Annotated in this window: 19 protein-coding genes; 6 read left to right on the plus strand and 13 right to left on the minus strand. The window is 71.6% G+C overall.

The window, feature by feature from the left end; all coding sequences use genetic code 11:
* Nucleotides 1–118: 118 nt before the first annotated feature.
* Entirely contained in the window at nucleotides 119–2884 is a 2766-nt protein-coding gene (locus QZ749_RS13070; RefSeq protein ID WP_296947503.1) for an EAL domain-containing protein, read from the plus strand.
* Between the two features lie 123 nt (nucleotides 2885–3007).
* Here QZ749_RS13070 and QZ749_RS13075 read toward each other — a convergent pair whose 3' ends face one another.
* From QZ749_RS13075 to nhaA, 6 genes are all read right to left on the minus strand, one after another.
* Nucleotides 3008–4252: an EAL domain-containing protein gene (locus QZ749_RS13075; RefSeq protein ID WP_296947506.1), complete on the minus strand. Its 1245-nt coding sequence runs from the start codon at nucleotides 4250–4252 to the stop codon at nucleotides 3008–3010.
* On the minus strand, nucleotides 4249–4632 hold the full coding sequence (locus tag QZ749_RS13080) for an Hpt domain-containing protein (RefSeq protein ID WP_296947507.1): 384 nt from the start codon (nucleotides 4630–4632) through the stop codon (nucleotides 4249–4251). The genes QZ749_RS13075 and QZ749_RS13080 overlap by 4 nt, the downstream gene beginning before the upstream one ends.
* On the minus strand, nucleotides 4629–5045 hold the full coding sequence (locus tag QZ749_RS13085; protein WP_296947510.1) for a response regulator: 417 nt from the start codon (nucleotides 5043–5045) through the stop codon (nucleotides 4629–4631). Before QZ749_RS13085 ends, QZ749_RS13080 begins: the two co-directional genes overlap by 4 nt.
* A complete protein-coding gene (locus QZ749_RS13090) occupies nucleotides 5042–6730 on the minus strand; it encodes a hybrid sensor histidine kinase/response regulator (RefSeq protein ID WP_296947514.1) in 1689 nt (562 codons plus the stop codon). Before QZ749_RS13090 ends, QZ749_RS13085 begins: the two co-directional genes overlap by 4 nt.
* 16 nt (nucleotides 6731–6746) lie before the next feature.
* Nucleotides 6747–7346: an excisionase family DNA-binding protein gene (locus QZ749_RS13095; protein WP_296947516.1), complete on the minus strand. Its 600-nt coding sequence runs from the start codon at nucleotides 7344–7346 to the stop codon at nucleotides 6747–6749.
* A gap of 145 nt (nucleotides 7347–7491) precedes the next feature.
* Nucleotides 7492–8736, minus strand: coding sequence for a Na+/H+ antiporter NhaA (gene nhaA, locus QZ749_RS13100; protein WP_296947519.1), 1245 nt, complete (start codon nucleotides 8734–8736; stop codon nucleotides 7492–7494).
* Nucleotides 8737–9190: 454 nt separating this feature from the next.
* On the opposite strand from nhaA, the gene QZ749_RS13105 reads away from it, so the two are divergent.
* The 4 genes from QZ749_RS13105 (at nucleotide 9191) to QZ749_RS13120 (ending at nucleotide 13890) form a co-directional block, all read left to right on the plus strand.
* Nucleotides 9191–10432, plus strand: coding sequence for a hypothetical protein (locus QZ749_RS13105; protein ID WP_296947522.1), 1242 nt, complete (start codon nucleotides 9191–9193; stop codon nucleotides 10430–10432).
* A gap of 17 nt (nucleotides 10433–10449) precedes the next feature.
* Nucleotides 10450–12435: a BCCT family transporter gene (locus tag QZ749_RS13110; RefSeq protein WP_296947524.1), complete on the plus strand. Its 1986-nt coding sequence runs from the start codon at nucleotides 10450–10452 to the stop codon at nucleotides 12433–12435.
* Nucleotides 12436–12489: 54 nt separating this feature from the next.
* Nucleotides 12490–13194 carry a MarC family protein gene (locus QZ749_RS13115; protein WP_296947527.1) on the plus strand — a complete coding sequence of 235 codons (705 nt, stop codon included), beginning with the start codon at nucleotides 12490–12492 and terminating at the stop codon, nucleotides 13192–13194.
* Between the two features lie 87 nt (nucleotides 13195–13281).
* Nucleotides 13282–13890, plus strand: coding sequence for a PH domain-containing protein (locus QZ749_RS13120; RefSeq protein ID WP_296947529.1), 609 nt, complete (start codon nucleotides 13282–13284; stop codon nucleotides 13888–13890).
* Here QZ749_RS13120 and QZ749_RS13125 read toward each other — a convergent pair.
* The gene (locus QZ749_RS13125; RefSeq protein ID WP_296947531.1) at nucleotides 13887–14768 is read right to left on the minus strand and encodes an alpha/beta fold hydrolase; all 882 of its coding nucleotides are present in this window, start codon (nucleotides 14766–14768) and stop codon (nucleotides 13887–13889) included. The genes QZ749_RS13120 and QZ749_RS13125 overlap by 4 nt on opposite strands.
* Nucleotides 14769–14886: 118 nt before the next feature.
* Between QZ749_RS13125 and QZ749_RS13130 the strand changes: the two genes are divergently transcribed.
* Nucleotides 14887–15801 (plus strand): LysR family transcriptional regulator, encoded by a 915-nt coding sequence (locus QZ749_RS13130; protein ID WP_296947534.1) that lies wholly within the window; start codon nucleotides 14887–14889, stop codon nucleotides 15799–15801.
* A 26-nt stretch (nucleotides 15802–15827) separates the two neighbouring features.
* Here the strand turns inward: QZ749_RS13130 and QZ749_RS13135 are convergent, their stop codons facing one another.
* From QZ749_RS13135 to QZ749_RS13160, 6 genes are read right to left on the minus strand one after another with little or no spacing between them, the layout of a single operon-like run.
* Nucleotides 15828–16958 carry an ABC transporter permease gene (locus QZ749_RS13135; RefSeq protein ID WP_296947535.1) on the minus strand — a complete coding sequence of 377 codons (1131 nt, stop codon included), beginning with the start codon at nucleotides 16956–16958 and terminating at the stop codon, nucleotides 15828–15830.
* Between the two features lies 1 nt (nucleotide 16959).
* Nucleotides 16960–19734, minus strand: coding sequence for a ribosome-associated ATPase/putative transporter RbbA (gene rbbA, locus QZ749_RS13140; RefSeq protein ID WP_296947538.1), 2775 nt, complete (start codon nucleotides 19732–19734; stop codon nucleotides 16960–16962).
* Nucleotides 19731–20822, minus strand: a complete 1092-nt coding sequence (locus tag QZ749_RS13145; protein WP_296947540.1) for an HlyD family secretion protein — start codon at nucleotides 20820–20822, stop codon at nucleotides 19731–19733. Before QZ749_RS13145 ends, rbbA begins: the two co-directional genes overlap by 4 nt.
* 46 nt (nucleotides 20823–20868) lie before the next feature.
* Nucleotides 20869–22314: an efflux transporter outer membrane subunit gene (locus tag QZ749_RS13150; RefSeq protein ID WP_296947542.1), complete on the minus strand. Its 1446-nt coding sequence runs from the start codon at nucleotides 22312–22314 to the stop codon at nucleotides 20869–20871.
* Entirely contained in the window at nucleotides 22311–23759 is a 1449-nt protein-coding gene (locus QZ749_RS13155) for a bifunctional enoyl-CoA hydratase/phosphate acetyltransferase (RefSeq protein WP_296947545.1), read from the minus strand. The genes QZ749_RS13150 and QZ749_RS13155 overlap by 4 nt, the downstream gene beginning before the upstream one ends.
* Before the next feature lie 10 nt (nucleotides 23760–23769).
* Nucleotides 23770–25593: an alpha/beta hydrolase gene (locus tag QZ749_RS13160; protein WP_296947548.1), complete on the minus strand. Its 1824-nt coding sequence runs from the start codon at nucleotides 25591–25593 to the stop codon at nucleotides 23770–23772.
* Between the last annotated feature and the right edge of the window lie 10 nt (nucleotides 25594–25603).

Consider the following 25603-nt stretch of genomic DNA (forward strand, 5'->3'; position numbering starts at 1 on the left):
GGCTTGTCCTTTGCGCGCCGCGCAATACAGTTACCCGCGCCGCCCCGCTTATCGGCCGCCGCGCGCGCGGGTAGAGTGCCTGCATCGAGCGGTAACCATCCAGTCACGAGGGGGCGGCATGAATCGGGCAGCGCGCAACGACGAGCGGGACGAGACGGACGACGACGGCAGTGACGTGCGCCGCGACGCCGGCGAATGGCTGGCCCTGGGCATTGCCCTGGCGCTGGCCGTGCTGGCCAGCGCCAGCCTGGCCTGGTCCGAGCGCGACGCCGCGCTGCGCGCCGAACAGGCACGCATGAGCGAGCAGGCCGCCATCATCGGCCAGAACCTGGTGCGCCAGCTGGCCGCCGTGCGCAGCGTGCTGGAGAACGTGCGCGCCACGATCGTCGACCGCGACGACGGCTGCGGGCGCGCCTGCCAGCGGGCCGCGGTGCATGCGCTGCGCAGCGCGATGCCCGGCGTGCGCGCCATCATGCTGGTCGACCGCCAGGGCCGGGTGCTGCAGGCGGACGACGACGCCCGGACGCGGCTCGACGACGCCGGTTTCGTGGCGCGCCTGCGCCACATGGACGCGGCGCGGACGCTCTACCTGTCCGCGTCGGCGCCGGGCGCGCACGGCGTCGCCGACATCAAGGCGTCGCTGCCGCTCGGCGCCACGGGGCCGGCGGCGGGGCAGGTGCTGGTCGCGGTCCTCGATCCGTCGTACTTCGACGTGGTGATGCGCTCGGCCCTGTACGCGCCCGACATGACCAGCGCCGTGGTCGACGAGGGCGGCGCCCGGCTGCTGTTCGTGCCCTATGGCGACGTGGCGCCGCCGACCGTGGCGCCGGGCGGTACGCCGTTCTACCTGCGCCACCTGCGCAGCGGGCGCGACAGCACGATCCTGCGCGGTCCGTTGTTCGCGGGCGGCGCCGAACGCCTGGTGGCGCAGCGGACCGTGGCCGGCGCCAACCTGGGACTGGACCGGCGGCTGGTGGTGGGCGTCAGCCGCAGCCTGGACGCCGTGCGCGCGCCCTGGCGCCGGCTGGCGCTCGACGCCGCGCTGGTGCCGGGCGTGGCCGGCGTGCTGGGCGCGGCCGCGCTGTTCCTGCGCCAGCGCCGGCGCCGCTGGCTGCGCGCCGTCCGCGCGGCGCGCCGGGCCGAGCAGGCCGCCGCCGCCGAACGCGTCGAGCTGGCGCTGGGCGGCGCCGACCTGGGGCTGTGGGACTGGGACCTGGACAGCGGCCGGATCGAGATCGATGCGCGCGGCCTGGCCATGATCGGCCATGCGGCGGCCGGCGCCGCCGGCCCCGGCCGCACCTGCGCGGACTGGCTGGCGCAGGTGCACCCGGACGACCGCCGCGACGTCGAGCGCGCGCTGCGGCAGGCGACGGCGGCGGACGGCATCTTCGACGTCGAGTACCGCCTGCGCCACCGGCTCGGACACTGGGTCTGGATCCTCAGCCGCGGCAAGGTGGTCGAGCGCGACGCGGCCGGCAAGGCGCTGCGCCTGGTGGGCACGCGCATGGACATCAGCGCGCGCAAGCAGGCCGAGGCCGAGATCGTGCAGCTGGCCTTCCACGACGTCCTGACCGGCCTGCCGAACCGGCGCCTGTTGCTCGACCGCCTGGCGCAGGCCCTGCGCAAGGCCGAGCGCGACAGGACCTGGGGCGCCGTCCTGTTCCTGGACCTGGACGACTTCAAGGGGCTCAACGACACGCTGGGCCACGACGTCGGCGACCAGCTGCTGCGGCGCGTGGCGGCGCGGCTGCGCGAGGCGACGCGCGAGACCGATACGACGGCGCGCCTGGGCGGCGACGAATTCGTCGTCCTGCTGGAACACCTGGGCGCCACGCGCGTCGAGGCCTGCGCCAACGCGTCCCGGGTGGCGGCCAAGGTCGTCGCGGCGCTCGGACTGCCGCACACCATCGCCGGCCACGCGGTCCGCTGCACGCCGAGCGTCGGCGTCGCCCTGTTCGACCCGCAGGCCCGTTCGGTCGACGACGTGCTCAAGCAGGGCGACATGGCGATGTACGAGGCCAAGGCGGCCGGCCGCAATGCCTACCGCATCTTCGATCCGGCCATGCAGGCGAACATCGACGCGGGCGTCCTGCTCGACGCCGAGCTGCGCCACGCGCTGGTGGCGCGCCAGTTCGTCGTGTTCCACCAGCCGATCCTGGACCGCGGCGGCCGCCTGCTGGGGACCGAGGCGCTGCTGCGCTGGCAGCATCCGCGGCGCGGCCTGGTGGGTCCGGCCGCGTTCATCGCGCAAGCCGAGAAGTCCGAGCTGATCGTCGCGATCGGCGACTGGGTGCTGGAAGCGGCGTGCCGCCAGCTCGCGGCCTGGCGCCGCGCCGCCCACACGGCCGGCCTGACGGTCGCCGTCAACATCAGCGCGCGCCAGGCGCGCCAGCCGGACTTCGTCGACCGGGTGACCGCCATCGTCGGCCGCACCGGCGCCGACCCGGCGCGCCTGAAGCTGGAACTGACCGAGAGCCTGCTGGTGGGGAACGTCGACGACATGGTCGCCAAGATGCGGCGGCTGAAGGACTGCGGCATCGGCTTCGCCCTGGACGACTTCGGGACCGGCTATTCCTCGCTGAGCTACCTGGAGCGCCTGCCGATCACGCAGCTCAAGATCGACCGTTCCTTCGTGAGCGACATGCTGGCGACGCGCAACGCCTGCACCATCGTGCGCGCCATCATCGCGCTGGCCGGCAAGCTGGGTCTCGAGGTGGTGGCGGAAGGCGTGGAAACGGAGGCGCAGCGGCGCGCGCTGCTCGCATGCGGCTGCCACCGCTTCCAGGGCTTCCTGTACGCGCCGCCGCTCCCGGTGGACGCGCTGGCGCCGTGGCTGGGGCGGGCGGCGGCGCCCGAACGGGCGCACGACCTGCCGGTCGGGTGACGCCGGGCCGCGCGGCCGGGTTGCGCCAGCCTGGCGGCCACGTGGGCGGCGCCGTCCCCGGCGGTGGGCGCCGGCGCCTGCCGTGGGCGGGCTGCCGGAGGTCCTGCCGCGCACGCCCGCGCGTCAGGCGTGCGGCCCGTCCACCGGATCGGCGCCCTGCAGGTGCGCCGCGTGCAGTTGGTCCGGCGGCATCGGCCGGCCGTGCAGCCAGCCCTGGGCCGCATCGCAGCCCATGTCGTGCACGAAGGCATGCTGCGCGCGCGTCTCGACGCCTTCCGCGACCACGGTCATGCCGAGCCTGCGGCCCAGGTCGACGATGCTGCGGAAGATCAGGTGGGTGCGGGAATGGCGCAGCGCCCGTCCGACGAAGGAGCGATCGATCTTCACTTCGGTGGCCGGCAGCTCGCTCATCTGCTGGAGCGACGAATGGCTCGTCCCGAAGTCGTCCAGCGAGACCCGGAACCCATGCATGCGCAGCCGGGTGATGCTCTCGAGCAGGCACGGGAAATCGTTGGCGATGGCGGTTTCGGTGACCTCGATGGTGAGCGTGCCCGGATCGACGCCGCGCGCTTCGACGCGGCGCCGCCACAGGTTGGGCACGTGCACGTTTTCCAGCGTGAGCGGCGAGGCGTTGATCGAGACCGGCACGTGCACGCCCGCGGCGGACCAGCCGGCCATGGCGTCGAGCACGCCGTCCAGCATGGCGTCGAACAGGGCGTCCACCATGCCTTCCCGTTCCATCAGGGGGACGAAGTCGCCCGGCAGCACCAGGCCGGCGTCCGGATGCACCCAGCGGGCGAGCGCTTCCGCGCCGAACAGCTTGCCCGTGGCCAGGCCGTACTGGGGCTGGAACCAGGGCACGAACTGGCCGCGCTTCAAGGCCATGCGCAGATCCGCCTTGCTCCAGCGGCGCCGCGCAGCCTCGGGCGGAAGGCGCGCCGCTCCCGCGCGCCGCACCGTGCAGGCTTCCAGCAGCGGGCGGAGTTCGGCGGCGAGGACCGGCTTGCGCAGCCTGCCGCCCCACGCCAGTCCATAGGATTGCGCCAGGACTTCGGCGGCGATCGCCAGGTCTTCGTCGATGCCGGAGACGAGGATCAGGGGGCAGTCGAGGTGCGGCGCCGCGCTGCGCAGGAATTCGATGCCGTCCATGCAGTCGAGGTCCCGGACCTGCAGGTCGCACAGTACGACGTCGAATGCGTGCGTGCGCAGGCGGGCCAGCGCGGCGTCGCCGCTTCCGACCTCGTCCACGCGGCCCACGCCCAGGCGTTTCAACAGGGTCGTCAGCACCCTGCGTTCGAACGGATTGTCTTCCAGTACCAGGACGCGCAGCGGCGCCAGCACGGGAAAGGGCGGCAGGCCGGGCGTCATGGCATGTCCCCGGCGAGGGCGCGATGGTGGTCGCGGCAGCGCGCGGCATCGTCCATGGCCAGGTCGAGCAGGGCGAACAGGCGCGCGCCGGTCGCGGGGTCGGGGCAGGCGCCGGTGCGCCGCGCCAGGCGCTCGGCCTGGTCGCACATGGCGCTGGCGTCGGTGGCGCCGAGCAGGGCCAGCGTGCTCTTGAGGCCATGCGCCTCCTGCGCGACGGCGGCTGCCCGCCGCGCCGCGACGCCAGCGCGCAGGCGCGCCACCCGGCCGGGCGTGGTGCGCAGGAAGACGTCGAGCAGCTCCGCGACCAGCGCGGGATCCTGGTCGGCGGCGTCGCACAGCATGGCATGGGAAAACCTGCCGGGGATGGGTGCGTAGCTCATGGCTGCCTTCCCGCGCCGCGCGCCGGCGGCAGCGCGATCCAGGTTTCCAGCGCCGCGCGCAGGGTATCCAGCCGGGTCGGCTTGGACACGTGGTCGTCCATCCCGGCGGCGCGGCAGGCGGCCTTGTCGTCGTCCATCACGCCGGCGGACAGGGCGACGACCGGCAGCCGGCCGCCGTCGCGCCGCCGCAGCGCGCGGGCGCGGATCGCCCGGGTCATCGCGTAGCCGTCCATGCCCGGCATCTGGCAATCCGCCAGGACCAGTTCGCAGGTGTGGCGATCGAGCCAGGCCAGGGCTTCGATGCCGTTGCCGACGACGTCCACGTCGGCTACGCCGAGGCGGGACAACTGGAGGACCAGCAGCCGCTGGTTGACCTCGTTGTCCTCCACGAGCAGGATGGTCTTGTGGCTCATGCGTTCTCCAGTAAGCTTGCCTCGGCTTGCGCCGCGGGCGGCGCGGGCGGATGGCAGGGAAGGGTGAAGCGGAACGTCGTGCCCGCGCCGACGCGCGACGCCACCGCGACCTGCCCGCCCATCAGCACGACCAGTTCGCGCACCAGCGCCAGCCCGAGGCCCGAGCCTTCGCTGATGCGGGCGTCGCGCGCATCCACCTGGAAGAACTTCTCGAACACGCGCTCGCGCAGCGCGTCCGGGATGCCGCGTCCGGTGTCCGCCACGGTGAACAGCAGCATGTCTCCCAGGGGCGACACCGACAGCCGCACCTGGCCCGCGTCCGTGAACTTGATCGCGTTGTGCAACAGGTTGTGCAGGACCTGCGTCACCTTGACCCGGTCGCACTCGACGAGCGCGGGGACGGCCGGGTCGACGGTGGCGCCCAGCGCCAGGGACTTGCGGGCGGCGTTGCTGCGATGCGCGTCGACCGCATGCGTCACGATCGCGCGGATGTCCTCGGGCGCCGCCAGCACGCGTTCGCGCGCGGCCTCGATCTTGTTGAGCTGCAGCAGCCGGTTCACCAGCGCCAGCAGGTGCGTGCCGCTGTCGTGGATGACGGTGGCGTAGTCGCGGTGCGCGGGATCCTCGAGTTCCTCGCCCAGCAGCTCCGCATAGCCCAGGATGCCGTTCAGCGGCGTCCTGAGTTCGTGCGACATGTTCGACAGGAACTGCGTCTTCGCCGCACTGGCCTGGATGGCATGCGCGCGGCTGCGGATCAGGCGCCGGATCAGGGCGATGAGCACCGCGGTCAGCAGCGCGATCGCGAGGCTGAGCGCGACGGCCTGCACCACCTGCTCCCGGCGCAGCGCCTCCACCGGCGCCAGCGTCTCCTGGACGTCGATGCCCACCAGGATGAGCAGGGGATACGCGTCGAGCCGGCGGAAGGCATAGAGGCGTTCCCGGCCATCCACCGGGCTGGCCAGGCGCAGGACGCCATCGGTGCGCGTCCCGATCAGCCGCAGCATCCGGCTGCCGGACAGGTCGCGACCGACTTCGCTGAGGGTGCCGCTGCGGCGCGCCCGCACCACGCCGTCCGTGCCGATCAGGGTCACGACGCTGTGCCGGCCGATGTGCGTCGATTCGTACAGGCGGATGAAATAGAACGGGTCCATCGACACCACCACGACACCCCCGAAGCCGCCGTCCGGCAAGTCGATGCGGCGCGTCAGCTGGATCGACCACTTTCCGGACACGCGTCCCAGCACCGGCTTGCTGACGAACAGCCCGACGTCCGCGCGCTCGCGGTGGACGCGCACGTGCTCCCGGTCCGCCAGGTTCACCGGCCGGAACGGCTGGCTGGAGAGCGCGAGGTCGCCGTCGGCGTCGATGATCGAGTACAGGTTGAAGATGTCGCCCAGGATGACGCCGCTGGACACCATGCGCGCCAGGTCGACATGCGGTCCTTCGTCGCGGTACTCGTACTTGATGAAGCGCACGGCCTGGTCCGCGGACTGGAAGGTGCGCGCCGTGTGCTCCTCGAACACCCGGGCGAAGCTGGCCGCGTCGCGCGTCGCCCCGGCCAGCGCGCGTTGTTCGGCCGCTGCGACCTGCCGGTAGGTGGACGTCCAGATGGCGGCGACCAGCGCCACCGACAGGCAGCACAGCAGGCCGATCAGCGAGGTCGTGCGAACGTGCGAGTGCGGCATCCGGTCCTCCCGCGGGCTAGGCGGCGGTGCGCTGCTTGTGCATGCAGCAGGCCGTCAGGAAGCCGCGCAACTGGTCGAACGGGACCGGCTTGCCGAACCGGGCGACGCCCGGCGGCAGGCCGCCGCGCGCGGCGAGGTCCCGGTCCGCCATGCCGGTCACGATCGCGATGTGCATGTGGCGCAGGGCCGGGCGGGCGAGCACGGTCTCCATGATCTCGTAGCCGTCGATGCCCTGCATCGCGATGTCCAGCATCAGCACGTCGGGCGGACGCAGGCCGACCTCGATCAGGCCGTCGTAGCCGTTGCTGCACAACTGGATGTCCAGCGGCAGGCCGAAGCGCGGCAGGCGCGCCGCGTACAGCGTGCGCAGCACCTCGTCGTCCTCGACCACGAGGAGCGTCGTCCTGACGTCGGCGGACGGCGCCGCCCCCGCCGTGCCGGGAGCGCGGTCGCGGAACGCCAGCACCGCCGCGCGCTGGATGCGGCGGTGGCCGCCCGCCGTCTTCCATCCCGCCAGTTCGCCGCTTTCCACCAGTTTCTGGACGGAAGTCAGGGAAATGCCCAGCAACGTTGCGGCTTCCTGGGTGGTACAGACGTCGGCGGTGTCTTTCAGCATGATCTCGTCCCGTGCAAGGCATGCCACCATGTTTCCACAAATAAAATGATTTTGCTATTAAATTACCATAATTGTTGTTTTTGCGAAAATCAATGCAGGTGTGACGAGGACCGACCATGCGGCGGGGCCGCGACGCGGGCGGCAATTACGACGGGATGCCTCGTCCCGTGCGGGGCGCGCGCGCCATGTCTTCCTCGAAGTCCATCGTGGCGGTATCGCTGTCCATCGCCGTCGGACCGCCGAACAGCTTGAGCCAGGCGAAGCCGAGCGCACCTGCGGTGAGCGAGGCAACGAGGATCGCCATCTTCGATGCGTTGACGAGGGTGGGCGCATCCGTGAACGCGAGATTGGTGATGAAGATCGACATCGTGAAGCCGATGCCCCCCAGCAGGCCGGCGCCGAACACATGGCGCCAGTTCAGGTCGAGCGGCAGGCGGCACAGGCCGAGCAGGACCGCGGCCAGGCATGCGAGCGTGATGCCGACGGGCTTGCCGAGCACCAGGCCGGCAACGATGCCCAGGCTGTTGGGCGACGCCAGTTGCGCCATCCAGTCCGCGCCGATCACGATGCCGGTATTGGCGAGCGCGAAGATGGGCAGGATGACGAAGGCGACCGGGAAATGCAGCGCGTGTTCCAGGCGGTGCGAGGGCGATGCCGCGTCGTCCTCGCGGGCGGAATAGGGGATGGCGAACGCGAGCAGCACGCCGGCGATGGTCGCATGGACGCCCGACTTGAGCATGAGGAACCACATCAGCGCGCCACCGACGAGATAGGGCGCCAGCGCGACGATGCGCAGCCGCCGGTTCATGACGAGCAGGCCTGCGAACACGGCCAGCGCGCCGGCGAGGTAGGCCAGCGACAGCCCGCTGCTGTAGAACACGGCGATGACGATGATGGCGCCGAGATCGTCCATGACGGCCAGCGCGGTCAGGAAGACCTTCAGCGAGGCCGGCACGCGCTTGCCCAGCAGGGCCAGCACGCCAAGGGCGAACGCGATGTCGGTGGCCATCGGAATCCCCATCCCGGACTGGCTCGGCAGGCCCCGGTTGAACAGGAAGTGGACCAGTGCAGGCACGGCGATACCGCCCGCCGCGGCCAGTATGGGCAGCAGGGCGTTGCGGAAGTTCGACAACTCGCCGCTCTGCATCTCGCGTTCGAGTTCCAGCCCGATCAGCAGGAAGAAGATCGCCATCAGGGCATCGTTGACCCACAGCTCGATGCTCAGTCCGGCGACCTGCACGTGCCAGAACTGCAGGTAATCGTGGCCGGCCGGTGAATTCGCCAGCAGCAGCGACAACAGCGTACAGGCGATCAGGACGATGCCACCGGCTTTTTCGGAGGCGAAGAAACGATTGAATGTCTGCGACAAGGCGCGCTGGATGACGGTCATGCGGTGTGCTCCTGTTCGGTGCGTGGGATGGCCGGGCGCGCCGGGGCGGCCGTGGCGTGGCAAGGCAAGGACAAGCGAAGCGGCAAGCGAAGCGGCAAGCGATGCCGGTAGCGATGCTGCGGCGCGCCGGGACCGGTTGGGCATGGGCGCTGCAGCCACCGGGAAGGCGGGTGCGGGGGACGATGGCGTGGGGCGTCGACGTTGTGCATGGGCGAGCGGGAAAAGCGTGGCGGCCCGACCTGACGCATCCCTGCTACACGACGATGTGTAAGCACCCCCGGCCAGTATAGTCGACTTGCCAAGATGACGGAAGGCTTGCCGGGCGGCCTTCCTGCCGTGCGCCGTGTACATACCCGCGTATGTCACAATGAACAAGATTATTCAAAAAGCATTTTGATTTGTATAAATTTATTTTTCAACACAGCGGCAGCTTGCTGGACGACAGGCGCGGGCCATGAGCGCCGTGGTCCGCCATTGCCGGCATGACGGCCACCGCGACCGCCATCGCCGCATGCGCTCGGCCGGCCTGGTGGCCGGCCTGCTGCTCGGCGGCGCCGCACACGCGCAAGTGCCGGCAAGCCCTTCGCTCACGGTCGGCGGCGCGATCCGTTTCAACTACGTCCACAAGAGCTGGCAGGACGACTACCGCAGCGGCTTCTTCGGCCTGGATACCGCACGGCTGGACCTGAACTACGACGACGGCACGGTGATCGGCTCCGCGCAGTACCGCTACAACCGGTTCCCCAAAGGGCAGGGCGGCTACTGGCAGCACTTCCTGCACCATGGCTGGGCGGGCGTGCGCTTCGCCGACCGGAGCGAATTGCACGTCGGTCTCGACCGGAACCCGTTCGGCCTGTTGCCCCTCGCGTCGAACAACTTCTACGAGTCGATCGCCTTCTATGCCGGCCTGGAGGACAAGTACGACCTCGGCATCACCTACCACAGCCGTCCCGGGCCGTTCGAATGGCAACTCGCCTATTTCCCGCGCGATGGCGCTTCGTACGGCGGCGGCGCCGACACGGCCGGAAAATCGAACCGCTATTCGTACAACATCGTGCCGGACGACGAGGAGCAGGGGTTCGGCACCGGCCAGCGCGACAGCGAGCGCGACACGGTGGTCGGGCGCCTGGCCTGGCACGTCGGCCCCGGCGGCCGCCACGAGGTGGGGCTGTCCGGCCTGGCAGGATCGATCGACAACGGCCGTGGCGCCAGTACGCGGCGCCACGCGTTGGCGGCGCACGCCCGCGCCGTGTATGGCCCGCTGGTCGTGATGCTCGAGGCGGTACGCTATCGCTACCGCACGGCCCATGGCGCCGGACGCACGTACGGCGGCCTCGATCCGGAAAGTTTCGTGATGCTGGGCGCGTTCGGCTATCCGTTCCCGGTCGCATCCGGCGGCGACATCGTCGTCGCCAACATCAGCCATGACATCGCCGGCAGCATCGGTCCCTTCGCGGGTTTCAAGGTCTACAACGACTATGGGGTGCTGCGCAAGCGGACCGGCGGCTACAAGGATTCGGTGCAGAACGTCACCGGCATGACCTTCTCGGCCGGGAAGTGGACGTTCTACCTGGATCTCATGCTGGGCAAGCACCATCCGTACCTGTCGCCGGACTTCGGGGGACTCGCGTCGACGTCCGCCGCACACGACGGATTCACGCGCAGGATCAACCTGCAGGCCGGTTACTACTTCTGAACAGAAAGGTTCATGCCATGACAGACCCCTTGCCGCGGCACGCCGCCGGTTCCGGCCAGCGCCGGTGGATCCAGGTGAATCCGCCGGTCTTCTACGTCTCGGCGGTGCTGATCCTCGCGTTCGCCGCCGCCGCCGCCCTGTTCCCGCAACGCGTCGGCAACCTGTTCGACACGCTGCAGGCGGCCATCGTGCGGGACTTCGGCTGGTTCTACATCCTGTCGGTCGCGATCTTCCTGATCTTCGTGATCTTCCTGATGATGAGCCGCTACGGCGACGTCAAGCTCGGGCCCGACGACAGCGAACCCGAATACAGCTACCTCTCCTGGTTCGCCATGCTGTTTAGCGCCGGCATGGGCATTGGCCTGCTGTTCTTCGGCGTGGCCGAACCCATCCAGCATTACGCGCAGCCGCCGACGGGGCCGGGACGCACGATCGATTCGGCGCGCCACGCGATGGTGCTGACGTTCTTCCACTGGGGCCTGCATGCCTGGGCGATCTACATCGTGGTCGGCCTGGCGCTGGCCTACTTCGCGTTCCGCCGTGGCTTGCCGCTCACCCTGCGTTCGAGCCTGTTTCCCCTGATCGGCAACCGCATCCATGGGCCGGCCGGCCACGCCATCGACATCTTCGCCGTACTGGGCACGATGTTCGGCGTCGCGACGTCGCTGGGCTTCGGCGTCCTGCAGGTCAACGCGGGTTTCGCACACCTGTTCGGCCTGCCGGTCAACCCGCAGGTGCAGATCGTCCTGATCGCCGTCATCACCGGCATGGCGACGCTGTCCGCGGGAACGGGCCTGGACAAGGGCGTCAAGCGCCTGTCGGAACTCAACATCATCCTGGCGATCGCGCTGCTGCTGTTCGTCCTCGCGGCCGGATCCACCGTGTTCCTGCTGGAGGCCTATGTCCAGAACGTCGGCGCCTACCTGGGTGAGGTCGTGCAGCGCACCTTCCGCATGTATGCCTACGAGCCGAATGCCTGGCTCGGCAAGTGGACGCTGTTCTACTGGGGCTGGTGGATCTCCTGGTCGCCGTTCGTCGGGATGTTCATCGCGCGTATCTCGCGCGGCCGCACGATCCGCGAGTTCGTCGGCGGCGTCCTGCTGGTCCCCGTCCTGTTCACGTTCCTGTGGATGACGGTGTTCGGCAACACCGCGATCGGCCTCGACCTGGGCGGCGCCGCGCCGATCGTGCAGACCGTGGCCGACAATCTGCCCGTCGCGCTGTTCGAAGTCCTCGAGCAGTTGCCGCTGTCGCTGGTCGCTTCCGGTCTCGCCACGCTGCTGGTGATTACCTTCTTCGTCACCTCGGCCGACTCCGGCGCCCTGGTCATCGACATGATCACCTCGGGCGCCGCACCGAATCCGCCGGTGTGGCAGCGCATCTTCTGGGCCATCTGCGCCGGACTGGTGGCGGCGGTGCTGCTGCTGGCCGGCGGCCTGCAGGCGCTGCAGACCGCCGCCCTCGCCAGCGCGCTGCCGTTCGCGCTGGTGATGCTGCTCATGTGCTACGGCCTGCTGCGCGCGCTGCAGACCGAGTCGGAAGGCACGGCGATCGACCTGTCGGTGGCCGCCGACACGCCGCCGGCCACGGGACTGAGCTGGCAGCAGCGCCTGGCCAGCATCACCAGCTTCTACGACCGGCCCGAGATCGCCGCGTTCCTGGACGGCACGGTGCGCGATGCGCTCGATGCGGTGGCGGCGCAGATGCGGGAAAGCGGCCTGGCGCCCGAACTGCACGAAAGCGACAACCGGCTCGACCTGGACGTGCCGCACGGCGACCGTGGCGCGTTCCGCTACACCATCCGCGCGCGCAGCTTCCGCGCGCCCAGCTTCGCCTGGGCCGAGAGCGACAGCCGGAACGCGGACGACCGCCATTACCGGGCGATGGCCTACAGTTCGGAAGGCGACCAGCAGCACGACGTCACCGGCTATACGCGCGAACAGCTGATCAACGACCTGTTGAACCGTTATGCGCGCTTCCGTCATGCGCGGCGGATGCCCTAGCCATGTGCCCGACCGCGGCAACCGGCAGTGCCGTACCTTGCGAGGCAATGCCAGATGACCTATGACCTGATCGCGGCCGCCATCCGGAGTTTCCTCTTCGTCTTCGCGACGATGCTGCCCATCCTGAATCCGGCCGCCACCGCGCCCATCTTCCTGAGCATGACCGAGGGCGCCGCGCCGGCGACCCGCGCGATGCTGGCGCGCCGGATCGCGCGCAATATGTTCTGGCTGATGACGGGATCGATGCTGGTCGGGTCGTACGTCCTGGATTTCTTCGGCGTCTCGCTGCCGATCGTGCGCATCGGCGGCGGGCTGATCCTCGCAGCCGTCGCGTGGCGCCTGCTGGGGGCGACGCCGTCCACGCCCGACAGCCGTGCGGCGCTGGCGGAAGCGTTCACGACCGACCATGCGTACCGCCAGGCGTTCTATCCGCTCACCTTTCCGATCAGCTGCGGACCAGCGTCGATTTCCGTCGCCATCACCGTCGGCGTGACCCTGCACGACGCGCAGCTGGCGGTGTCGCTGGCGCGCATGGGCGCCGCGCTGGCGGCGCTGGCCGTCATCGGCGTGCTGCTGTACCTCGCGTTCCGATACGGGGAGCACTTCCTGCGCCTGATCGGCGAGGCCGGCACCGCCGTGTTCCTGCGCCTGACGGCGTTCATCCTGCTCTGCCTCGGCGTGCAGATCGTCTGGGATGGCGCGCGCGAATTGTTGCTTGAGGTAATGAGTGCTGTAGAGAGTTTTCCTCACTTCACATGACGTCCGCTGCCCGCCGTGCCGGAGGATGGCGCATCCACGGCGCCTGGATCGTGGTAACGTAGTCGTTTTCACCACACGAGGGCGATCATGTTCAAGAAACTGGCTGCGGATGCGCTGGGCATCAGCGATATCGGGATCATCGTCGGACCGGCGGACTACAACAAGGTGGACGCGGACGACTACCTGTTCAGCGAAGACGGCGAACAGATCTTTTTCCTGATCAAGAGCAAGAAGGACGAGTACTGCTTCACCAACCTCGCCCTGATCCACGTGGACGGCGATTCCGCGATCTCCTCCAAGCGCGCGATCAAGCGCTACGACTACGCGTCGCACCAGGTGTCCGGCGTCAGCATCGAGACCGCCGGCACGCTGGACATGGACATCGAGCTCAAGTTCAGCATCGACGACATCAAGTTCTCGATCGACGTGAAGAAGACCTTCATCGAGCAGCTCAAGGACATCTACAAGGCGCTGATCTCGATCGGCAAGCAGCAGCGGCGCGACGCGGCATGCCGCGACAACGCCCTGCGCGCGCTGGAAGCGACCGCCTCGGTCCACAAGCTGAACATCGCGCCGGGCGAGGGCGGCCTGGTCGGCCAGTACGGCGCATTGCTGGCGGCGCTGAACACCGCCATGTTCGAGACGCACACCAAGCGCGATTTCAGCGACGTCTTCGCCAGGTACATCCACGGCTAGCCGGACAGCGCCCCGGTGCCGGCATCCAGCCGGGCGACGAAGGCGGCGATGCAGCCGGCCACCGCGTCCGGCGCTTCCAGTGGCGACAGGTGGCCGACGCCTTCCAGCACGCGCAGGTCCGCGTCGCGCAGGTACGGCAACAACCCGGTGCGGAGCGTCGCCAGCGAATCGACGCGGTCCTCGGTGCCCGCAATCACCATGACCGGCACCGCGATGTCATCCAGCGCGGCGCGGATGTCCTCGCGGCTGGTGCGGGTCGGCCACGCCGACTTGGCGCCGGGCGCGCCGCGCAGGCTGTCCTCGATCACCTGCGCGCGCACGGCGGGCGCGAGCGTCCGGGCGGTCAGCATGTGGTCGATCGCGGCTTCCACGCCGTCCCGGGTGGCGTAGGCCGTGCGCATGGCCTCGATCGCCGCCGGCGGCAGGGCCAGCGGACCCGGCGGGGCGGGCGCCACCAATACCAGGCCGGCCAGGCCGGGAGGGCGCCGCGCGGCCAGCAACTGCGCGACCTTGCCGCCCATCGAGTGGCCGACCAGGACGTGGCGGCGCAGGCCGAGCCGCCCGACCAGCGCGGCGATGTCGGCGCCGAGGTCCGCCAGCGCATACGCGTCGTCGCCGGGCGGCGCTTCGGACGCTCCCCAGCCGCGCAGGTCGGGCAGCACGCAGCGCTGGTCGGCCGGCAGGGCGTCGACCACCTGCGCCCAGGTGCGCGCCGAGCCGCCCCAGTAGTGCAGGAAGACGAGGGCGGGACCGCGCGTGCCGCGCTCGACGACGTGCAGGCGCAGCCCGTTGACGTGGACCGTGGTGCTGGTGCTGGTGCTGGTGCCGGTGCCGTGCCCGGCGGGCCGGCGTCGATCGTCTTGTGTCGTGGAAGTCATGCTTGTCCTTTCGTGTTGGCCTGCCCGTGCAGGCATGAGGACAGGTTAACTGCAGCGCGTTGCGCTGATAATCCGTATGATGGTCATCTCACCTATAACCAGGAGTAGGAGATAAAGGATGGATCGCCTGACCAGCATGGCCGTTTTCGTCAAGAGCGTGGAAGCGGGCAGCTTGTCCGGCGCGGCGCGCCAGATGGGCCTGTCGCAAGCGATGGTGAGCAAGCACCTGCGCAGCCTGGAGGAGCGCGTGGGCGCCAGGCTGCTCGTCCTGACCACGCGCCGCCTGGCCCTGACCGAGGCCGGCGCCCGCTACCACCAGCGCTGCCTGCAGATCCTGGGCGACGTCGAGGACGCGGACCTGGAGGCGATGCAGCTGCAATCGGTGCCGAAGGGCCTGGTCAGGCTGGCCGCGCCGCAGACCTTCGGCGAACTGCACCTGGCGCCGGCGCTGGCGCAGTTCCTCGAGCGCTATCCCGAGATCGTGCTCGAGGCCGAGTTCGACGACCGCTTCGCCGACCTGCTGGACCGGGGCTTCGACCTCGCGGTGCGCATCGGCCGGCTGCCGGATTCCTCGCTGGTGGCGCGCAAGCTGGGCGAAAGCCACATGCTGACCTGCGCGGCGCCCGCCTACCTGGCGCGCCACGGCGAACCGGCCCACCCGTCCGAGCTGGCGCGCCATCGCTGCCTGTGGATCCATTCCGCCAGCACGCCGGGCACCTGGTGGTACCGCGACGCGCGCGGGCCGCTGCTGGTCGACGTCGGCGGGCCGCTGCGCTCGAACTCGATGACGATGGCGTGCCATGCCGCGCTGCGCGGCCTCGGGCTCGTGTTCGGCCCCGCCTTCGTCCTGCGCCCGTGGGTGGCGGCGGGGCGCCTGACGCCGGTCCTGGCGGGGTTCGAGAGCGATCCGCTCGACATCCACGCGGTGTACCCGGGCGGGCGCCGCGTGCCGGCCAAGGTACGCCTGCTGATCGACTTCCTGGCCGGCTGGTTCGAGGGGCGGCACGACTGGAACGCGCCTGCCCCGGGCTGACCGGCGGCCGGCGCGGCCATCCGGCGTCAGGCCATCCGGGCGATCGTCTTGCGGAACCGGGCCAGCGACACGCCGAACAGCACCGTGCCAATCGCCGCCAGCGCCAGCATCGAGGGCCAGACGGTGGCCAGGCCGCCGCCGCGGAACAGGATGGTCTGGCCCAGGCCGACGAAGTGGGTCGTCGGCGCGAGCGACATCAGGTAGCGCACCGCGTCCGGCATGCTCTCGCGCGGCGTCACGCCGCCGGACAGCATCTGCAGGGGGATCAGCGTCAGCATCAGCAGCAGGCCGAACTGGGGCATGCTGCGCGCCAGCGTGGCCATGAAGATGCCCATCGACGTCGTCGCGAACAGGTGCAGCACCGTACAGGCCAGGAACAGGGCGATCGAGCCCTGGACCTGCACGCCGATCGCGCCGCGCACCACCGCGACCAGCGACACCACGGCGGCCGCCAGCACCACCAGGCCCATCGCCCAGACCTTGGACAGCATGATCTCGGTCGGCGTCACCGGCATGACGAGCAGGTGTTCGACGGTGCCGTGTTCCCGCTCGCGGATCAGCGCCGCGCCGGTCAGGATGATCGACAGCATCGTGATGTTGTTCGACAGCTCCATCACGGCGCCGAACCACGCCGGTTCGAGCGCCTGGTTGAAGCGCTGGCGGATGGTCGCGTCGACCGGCGTGGCCGCCGCGCCCGCGCGGTAGCGCTGCACGAATTCGCCGACCTCGCCGAGCACGATCTGCTGGATCGCGCCGTTGCCGGCGAAGGCCTGGCTCATCCGGGTGGCGTCGATGGCCAGTTGGACCTGCGGACGCTTGCCGGCGAGGACGTCGCGCTGGAAATCCGGCGGGATGTCGAGCACGAAGGTGGAGGTGCCGCTGTCGAGGGCGGCGTCGGTGTCGGCCAGGCCGATGCGCGCCGGCGGCGCGAAATGCGGCGGATAGAACGCCGCGGCGATGCGCGCCGACAGCGCCGAGCCGTCCTCGTCGACGATGGCGATCGCGGCCCGCCGCAGGCCTTCCGGCGCCGCCGTGGCGGCGACGTACAGCGCGACCGTGAAGGTGTACACGATCAGCAGCAGCAGCGCGGGATCGCGCCACAGGCTCCACAATTCCTTGACGCCCAGGCGGTAGACGTTCTTCAGGCTGGCCGGCATGTCAGGTCTCCTGTTTCTTCAGCAGCGCGATGGCGGCGGCCAGGATCGCGGGATAGGCCAGCAGCAGCGGCCACAGCGCCCCGTGCAGGTCGCCCAGGTCCAGCGCCTTGCTGAAGACGCCGCGGCTGATGCCGAGCATGTGGCTGGCGGGATAGACCTGGCCCACCAGGCGCCCGAATCCTTCCAGCGAGGACACCGGATTGAGCAGGCCGGCGAACTGGATCGCCGGCAGCATGGTGCCGACCAGGGTGAAGAACATCGCCGCGATCTGGCTGCGCGTCAGCGCCGAGGCGAGCAGGCCGATCGCGGTCGTGCCGAGCACGTACACCAGCGTGGCCAGCGCCAGCGCGCCGAAGCTGCCGCGCACCGGCACGCCGAAGCACGCGACGGCGGCGCCGCACATCGCCAGGAAGTTCAGCATGGCGAGGGCAACGTACGGCATCTGCTTGCCGACCAGGAACTCGGCGCGCGTGGTCGGCGTCACGTACAGGTTGACGATCGAGCCGAGCTCCTTTTCGCGCACCACGGCCAGGGCGGTCAGCATCGCCGGCAGCATCAACAGCAGCAGGGGGATCACGGCCGGGACGATGGCGGGCAGGCTGCGCACGTCCGGGTTGTAGCGGTAGCGCGTCTCCACCGCGGCCGGCGGGAGCGCGCCCGCCAGGCCGCCTTCCTGCGCCCGCTGTTCCAGCCAGTGCTGGTGCAGGCCCTGCACGTAGCCGGTGATGGTGTCGGCGCGCTGCGGCATGGCGCCGTCGACCCAGACCCCGACCTCGACCGGGCGTCCGTGCGCCAGGTCGCGCGCGAAGCCGGACGGGATCTCCAGCGCCAGCGACAGGTCGCCGTCGCGCATGCGCGCGTCGAGGTCGGCGTAGTCGCGCAGCGGCGGGCGCGCCACGAAGTAGCGCGATCCCGCGATGGCCGCCAGGTAGTCGCGGCTGACCGCCGTGTCGTCGCGGTCCAGCACGGCGAAGCGCAGGTTCTCGACGTCCATGCTGAGCCCGAAGCCCATCACGAACATCAGCAGCAGGGAGCCGAACAGGGCCAGCGCGCCGCGGATCGGGTCGCGCCGCAGCTCGAGCGTCTCGCGCCAGAGGTAGGTGAACGCGCGCGCGGCGCCGTCCCGCCACGGCGCCCGGCGCCGCAGCCGCGCCGTTGGCGCGGCCGGTGGCGCGTCGGATGAGGCCGGCTGCGGGGCCGGCTGCGGGGGTGGCATCGCCGCGCCGGCCTCGGCGGCGCCGGCGTCGCGCAGCCAGGCGATGAACGCGTCCTCCAGCGTGGCGGCGCCGCGCGCGGCCACCAGCGCGGCCGGGGCATCGCAGGCCAGGACCTTCCCCGCGTGCATCAGCGAGATCCTGTCGCAACGCTGCGCCTCGTTCATGAAATGGGTCGAGATGAAGATCGTGACCCGGTCGCGGCGCGCCAGGTCGACCATCAGGCGCCAGAAGGCATCGCGCGCCAGCGGGTCGACGCCCGAGGTGGGCTCGTCGAGGATCAGCAGTTCGGGACCGTGGACCATCGCGACGGCCAGCGACAGGCGCTGGCGCATCCCCAGCGGCAGCCGGTCGGGCAGGGTGTCGAGCACGTCTTCCAGGCCGAAGCGCGCCGCCATCGCCGCCGCGCGGGCCGCGACCTGCGCCTGCGGCACGTGGAACAGGCGCGCGTGCAGCACGAGGTTCTGGCGCACCGTCAGTTCCCCGTACAGCGAGAACGACTGCGACATGTAGCCGACCCGGTGCCGGGTGGCCAGGTCGCGCGCGTCCACCGGACGGCCGAACAGCCAGGCCTGGCCGGCGCTGGGCGGCAGCAGGCCGGTCAGCATCTTCATCGTGGTCGACTTGCCGCAGCCGTTCGAGCCGAGGAAGCCGAAGATCTCGCCGCGCCGGATCCGGAAGCCGACGCCGTCCACCGCGACGAAGTCGCCGAAGCGCACCGTCAGGTCCCTGGCCTCGATGGCGATCTCGGTGGCGTCGGCGGCCAGCGGCGGCACCTCCAGCGGCGCCTGGCCGGCGCGCCGCTCCACGGGCAGCAGGGCGACGAAGGCCGCCTCGAGCGAAGCGGCGCCGGTGCGGCGCAGCAGGTCCGCCGGCGCGCCGGTGGCCAGCACGCGGCCCGCGTCCATCGCCACCAGCCAGTCGAAGCGCAGCGCCTCGTCCATGTAGGCGGTCGCGACGATCACGCTCATGCCGGGGCGCTGGCGGCGGATGGCGTCGATCAGTTCCCAGAACTGGGCGCGCGCCAGCGGATCGACGCCGGTGGTCGGCTCGTCCAGGATCAGCAGGTCGGGGTCGTGGATCAGGGCGCAGCACAGGCCGAGCTTCTGCTTCATGCCGCCGGACAGCTTGCCGGCGGGCCGGTCCAGGAAGGGATGCAGGCCGGTGCTGCGCGCCAGCAGGTCGATGCGGGCGCGGCGCTGGGCGCCGTCCTGGCCGAACAGGCGTCCGAAGAACTGCAGGTTTTCCTCGACCGACAGGGTCGGATAGAGGTTGCGCCCCAGGCCCTGCGGCATGTAGGCGATGCGCGGACAGACGCGCTCGCGGTGCCGGCGCGACGCCATGTCGCCGCCCAGCGCCATGACGGTGCCGCGCTGGATGCGGCGCGCGCCGGACAGCAGCGCCAGCAGGCTGGACTTGCCCACGCCGTCCGGCCCGATCAGGCCGATCACGCAGCCGGCCGGCAGGTCGAGGTCGAGCCGGTCGAGCGCGCGCACCTTGCCGTAGTCCAGCCCGACCCCGGCCAGCCTGGCCACCGGCGCGCTCGGGGCGACGGCCGTCATGGCACCGTCTTGCCGGCGACGGCGGCCGGCCAGGGCGCCTTCGGATCGAGCCTGACCCAGGCCACCCCCGGCACCCCGGTCTTCACCTGGCGCAGGTAGGCCTGCAGCAGCCGCCGGTCGATCTGCGCCTTCACCCGGAACATCAGCTTTTGCCGCTCGCTGGCGGTTTCCACCGTCTTGGGCGTGAACTGGGCCGTGCTGGCGACGTAGGAAATCGTGGCGGGAATCGCGTACTGCGGGGCGGCATCGAGCACGATGCGCACCTCGGTGCCCAGGCCGACGCGGCCCGCGACGGTCTCGGGCAGGAAGAAGGTCATGTACACGTCGGACAGGTCGACCAGGTTCAGCACCTTGCCGCCCGCGCCCAGCACCTCGCCCGGCTGGGCGATGCGGTACTGCACCCGTCCGGCGCGCGGCGCGCTCAGGACGGTGTCGTCCAGTTCGGCGTCGATGCGCGCCACGGTGGCGCGCGCGGCGCCTTCGTTGGCGCGCGCGGCCAGCACCTGGGTGCGCGCCGCGGCGACGGCGGCGCCGGCGGCCCGTACCTGCGCGCGCGCGGCCGTCAGCGCGGCCAGCGTGCCGTCGACCCGGGCGCGGTCGTCGTCCAGTTCCTGCAGCGAGGACGCGCCGTCTTCGGACAGCGCCTGCGAGCGCACCAGGCGCCGCCGCGCGGCGTCCAGGTCGCTGGCGCGCTGGCCGACCAGCGCCTGCGCGGCGTCGCGGTCGCTCTCGCGCAGCGTGACCTCGGCGCGCGCGCCGGCCAGCGCGGCCAGCGCCTGCGCCTGGCGCGCCAGCGCTTCCTCGCGCTGGGCCTGCATGCTGCGCGTGTCCATGCGCGCGAGCAGTTGGCCGGCCTGCACGAAATCGCCTTCCTGCGCGACGATCTCGCGCACGCGCCCCGCGACCTTGGTCGCCACGTCGATCTCGGTCGCCTCGATCCGCCCGTTGCCGCTCACGAAGCCGGCCGCATCGTCGTGGCCGGCCCAGGGGCGCCACGCGGCGACGCCCCATGCCGCCGCGGCGAGCAGTACCGCGGCCAGTCCCGCCATCGCCAGCCGGTGGCGCTTGTCCATGCGTCGTTCATCCATGCGTCGTTCATCCATGCGTCGTATCTCCCTGCGCCATCCGGATCGGTCATTCGTCATGCGCCGGCGCCAGCTCGGGCAGGCGCCGCGCGCCGCCGCCGAGGGCGCGGTACAGCGCCACCTGGGCCGACAATTGCTGGCGCTGCAGTTGCACCAGTTGCTGCTCGGCGCCGAAGCGCTCGCGTTCCGCGTCCAGCACCTCGAGGTAGGCGGCGGCGCCGCTGTCGTAGCGCAGCTTGGCCACGCGCGCGCGCTCGCCCTGCAGCAGCACGGTCGCCTGCAGCGCCTGCGCCTGGCCGGACAGCCAGCGCCGGGCCGCGAGCGCATCCGCCACGTCGCGGAACGCGCCCTGGATGGCGCGCTCGTACTGGACCAGCGCCTGCTCGCGGCGCGCTTCGGACACGCCCAGCTGGCCCGCCAGGCGCCCGCCGTTGAAGACCGGCAGCGCCAGCGCCGGCGCGACGGTCCAGGCGCGGCTGTCGCGCTCGAACAGGCTGTCGAGCGCCGTGCTGGCCGCGCCGGCCGACGCGGTCAGGGCGATGCGCGGGAAGAACGCGGCGCGCGCGGCCTGCACGTTGGCGCGCGCGGCGCGCAGCGCGTGTTCGGCGGCCACGACGTCCGCGCGTTCCTGCAGCAGTGCCGACGGCAGGCCGGGGGCCAGTTCGCGCGCCAGCCGCAGGTCGCCGAGCGGGCCGGCGGCCGGAGCCAGCGTCACCGGCGTGCCCGCCAGCAGGTCGAGCAGGGCCGCCTGCTGGGCGCGCGCCTGCTCCAGTTGCGCGACCTGCGCGAGCGCCTGCTGGCGCAGCAGCTCGACCTGGGTCAGGTTCAGGCGCGACGCCGCGCCGAGCGCATGGCGGCGCCGGAAGATGCGCAGGGACTCGTCGCGCGACGCCAGCGTGCGCCGCGCCAGCGCCAGGCGCTCGTCCAGTTCGCGCAGGCCCAGGTAGGCGTCCGCGACCTGCGCGACCAGGCTCGTGCCGGCGAAGCGGCGCGCGGCGTCCGCCGCCAGCCAGCCGTCGAGGGCGGCGCGGTTCAGGCTGCGCAGGCGACCCCACAGGTCCAGTTCCCAGTCGGCGAAGCCGATGCCGGCCTGGAACTGGTTGCCGAGCATCGAGCGGCCGGTGGGACTCTGGGCCGGCGCCACCTGCGCGCGCGTGCCGGCCAGGCTGGCGGCCACGAACGGGTAGCGTCCGCTGCGCTGGACGTCGTAGGCGGCCGCCGCCTCGCGCACGCGCAGCTCGGCCGCGCGCAGGTCGCGGCTGTTGTCCAGCGCCACGGCGAGGATGCGGCGCAGCTCCGCGTCCAGGAAGAAGTCGCGCCATGCGGGCAGCGCGGGCGCGTCCGCCCCGCCGTCCGCGCGGCTGTCGGGATAGGCGGCGGGCAGCGGCGCCGGCGGCAGCGGCGCCTCGGGAGCGGTGGCGCAGGCGCCGACGGCCAGGCACAGCGCCGGTGCCGCCAGCCGCGCGGCCCAGCCGCGGATGCGGGGGGCGCTCATTGCACCGTCCCTTGTGCCGGTCCTTGCTCCGTTCCTTGCGCCACCGATGGCGCCGCCGCCGCGACCAGCGCGCGGCGCGCCAGCAGGGCGGCCAGCGCGCACGAGGCGAGCCGCGCCAGCGGACCGTCGCCGCGGCCGGCCAGCACGATGGGCACGCGCGCGCCCAGCACGATGCCGGCCACCTGGGCGTCGGCCAGGTAGGCGAGCTGCCTGGCCAGCATGTCGCCGGCCTCCAGGTCCGGCACCACCAGGATGTCGGCCCGGCCCGCGACCGGCGACGTGAAGCCGCGCCCGGCCGCCGCCTCGTCCGCGACGGCCAGGTCGAAGGCCATCGGCCCGTCGACGAGCGCGCCGCCGATCTGGCCGCGCTCGGCCATCTTGCACAGCGCCGCCGCCTCGATGGTCGAGGGAAGCTTCGCGTACACCGTCTCGAGGGCCGACAGGATGGCGACGCGCGGCGCCGCGATGCCCAGCGCCTGCGCGAGGTCGACCGCGTTCTGCACGATGTCGCGCTTGTGTTCGAGCGTCGGGCGGATGTTGATCGCGGCGTCCGTGATCAGGAGCGGACGCGGGCAGGCCGGCACGTCGGCCGCGTACACGTGGCTGATGCGCCGGCCGGTGCGCAGGCCGCGCTCGCGCTCCAGCACGGCGCGCAGCAGTTCGCGGCTGGACAGGGCGCCCTGCATGAGGGCCTGCACCTCGCCGGCCCGCGCCAGCGCCACCGCCGCCTCGGCCGCGGCCTGGCTGTGCGGGACGTCGACCAGGCGCACGCCGTCCAGGCCGGCGCCGGCGGCGGCGGCCGCCTGGCGGATGCGCGCGACCGGACCCACCAGCACCGGTTCGACCAGGCCGTGCGCGGCCGCGTCGAGGGCGCCGCGCAGCGACGCGGCGTCGACCGGGTGGACCACGGCCGTGGTCACGCGCGGCGCGGCGCCGGCCGCCGCCAGCAGCGCGCGGTAGTGCGTGCCCGGCGCGCGCAGGCTGACCTCGGGCAGGGCCACGCGCGGGCGCGCCACTTTCTCGGCCGGCGCGATGACGTCGGCGGTGCCGGCCACGACCCGCTGGCCGTCCTGGTTGGTCACGGCGCAGTCGAGCGCGACCCGGCGCTTGTCCGGCTCGAGCCGGGTGACGGTCAGGGTCACGGTGACGCTGTCGCCCAGGCCGATCGGCTTGAGGAAGCGCAGCGACTGGCCCAGGTAGATCGTGCCCGGACCGGGCAGCAGCGTGCCCAGCACCGTGGAGACCAGCGCGCCGCTCCACATCCCGTGCGCGATCACCTTGTGGAACATGTCGCTGCGCGCGTACTCGTCGTCCACGTGGGCGGGATTGACGTCGCCCGACATCACGGCGAACAGCGCGATGTCCTTGCGCGTCAGCGTGCGCGTCAGGCTGGCGCTGTCGCCCACGCGCAGCTCGTCGAAGGTGCGGTTCTCGATCGTGTCCATCGCGTGTCCCTCAGCGCTGGAAGACATAGCGTCCGGGCGCCGGCTCCAGCGGCGCCAGGCCGCGCTGCGGATTGCCCATCGGCGGCGGCGCCACGCGGCCGCTGCCGGCCGCCGCCAGCCAGTCGGCCCAGGCCGGCCACCACGATCCCGCGCGCGGCGGCGTCGCGGCGGCCCAGTCCTCCGGGGCCACGTAGCTGTCGCCGTCGCTGCGCCGGGCGCTGCGGAAGTGGCGGCCGCGGTGCCCGGGCTCGCTGACGATGCCGGCGTTGTGGCCGCCGCTGGTGAGCACGAAGGTGACGTCGGCGTCGGCCACCAGGTTGATCTTGTAGACCGACTTCCAGGGCGCCACGTGGTCGGTCTCGGTGGCCACCACGAAGCACGGGACGCGGATGTCGGCCAGCGCCACCGGCTGGCCGTCGACCCGGTAGCGTCCCTCGAACAGGTCGTTCTTCAGGAACAGGCGGCGCAGGTATTCGCTGTGCATGCGGAACGGCATGCGCGTGGCGTCGGCGTTCCATGCCATCAGGTCGTTCATCGGCCGGCGCCGGCCGAGCAGGTAGTCGTTGACCGCGCGCGACCACACCAGGTCGTTCGAGCGCAGCAGCTCGAATGCGCCCGCCATCTGGCGTGTCTGCAGGTAGCCCTGGCGCCACATGATGTCTTCCAGGTAGTCGAGTTCGCTGTCGTCGACGAACAGCGTCAGTTCGCCGGCCTCGGTGAAGTCGGTCTGCGCGGCCAGCAGTGTCATCGTGTTGATGCGCGCGTCGCGCCGGCGCGCCAGCCAGGCCGCGGCGATCGCCAGCAGCGTGCCGCCCAGGCAGTAGCCGACCGTGTCGATGCGGCGGTCGGGGACGATGGCGGACACGGCGTCGAGCGCCGCCAGCACGCCCAGCCGCAGGTAGTCGTCCATGCCGAGGTCGCGGTCGGCCTCGGTGGGATTGCGCCAGGAGATCATGAAGACCGTGTGGCCGCGCCCGACCAGGTAGCGCACCAGCGAATTCCCCGGCGAGAGATCGAGGATGTAGTACTTCATGATCCAGGCCGGCACCACCAGCACGGGTTCGGCCTGCACGTCGGGCGTGGCGGGCGCGTACTGGATCAGTTCGACCAAGCGGTTGCGCAGCACGACGCGGCCGGGCGTGGCGGCCACGGTCCTGCCGGGCACGAAGTCCTCGGCGCCGGCCGGCGCCTTGCCGGCGGCCTGGCGGCGCCAGTCCTCGGCCAGGTTGGCGGCCCCGCGCAGCAGGTTCATGCCGCCTTCCGCCGCCGTCGCCTGCAGCACCTGCGGATTGGTCGCCACGAAGTTGACCGGCGAGACCATGTCGAGCAACTGGCGCGCGGCGAACGACACCACCTGTTCGTGGTGCGGCGAAACCCCGCCGATGCCGGTCGTCGCGTTGTGCCACCACTGCTGGTTGAGCAGGAAACCCTGGTGGATCGCATTGAACGGCCAGCGCTGCCAGGCCGCGTCGTCGAAGCGGCGGTCCTGCGGCAGCGGCGCGATGCAGGGTTCCGGCGTGCCGGCCAGCGCGCGCGTCGCGTACTGGCCGAAGCGTCCGCCCTTGCGCACGGCCTTCTCGCACAGGCGCGCCCATTTGCCCGGCGACTGGGCCAGGTGCAGGGCCCAGTCCATCCAGGCCAGCGTCAGCGCGGCCGGGGAGATGCCCGACGTCAGCCGGCCCATGGCGGCATGCAGCAGGCGGTCGGCGGTGGTGGGCGCCTCGATGTCCGCGCTGGCGGCCGGGCCGGGCGCGGCGCCGGGCAGGTCGCGCGGCAATTCGGGAACCGGGACAGCGGCGGGGGCGGCGATGGGGAGCGGATGCGGATTGTTCATGGCGGCGTGC

Origin of the sequence: uncultured Massilia sp. (assembly GCF_913773735.1) — a bacterium.
Classification (GTDB): domain Bacteria; phylum Pseudomonadota; class Gammaproteobacteria; order Burkholderiales; family Burkholderiaceae_D; genus Telluria.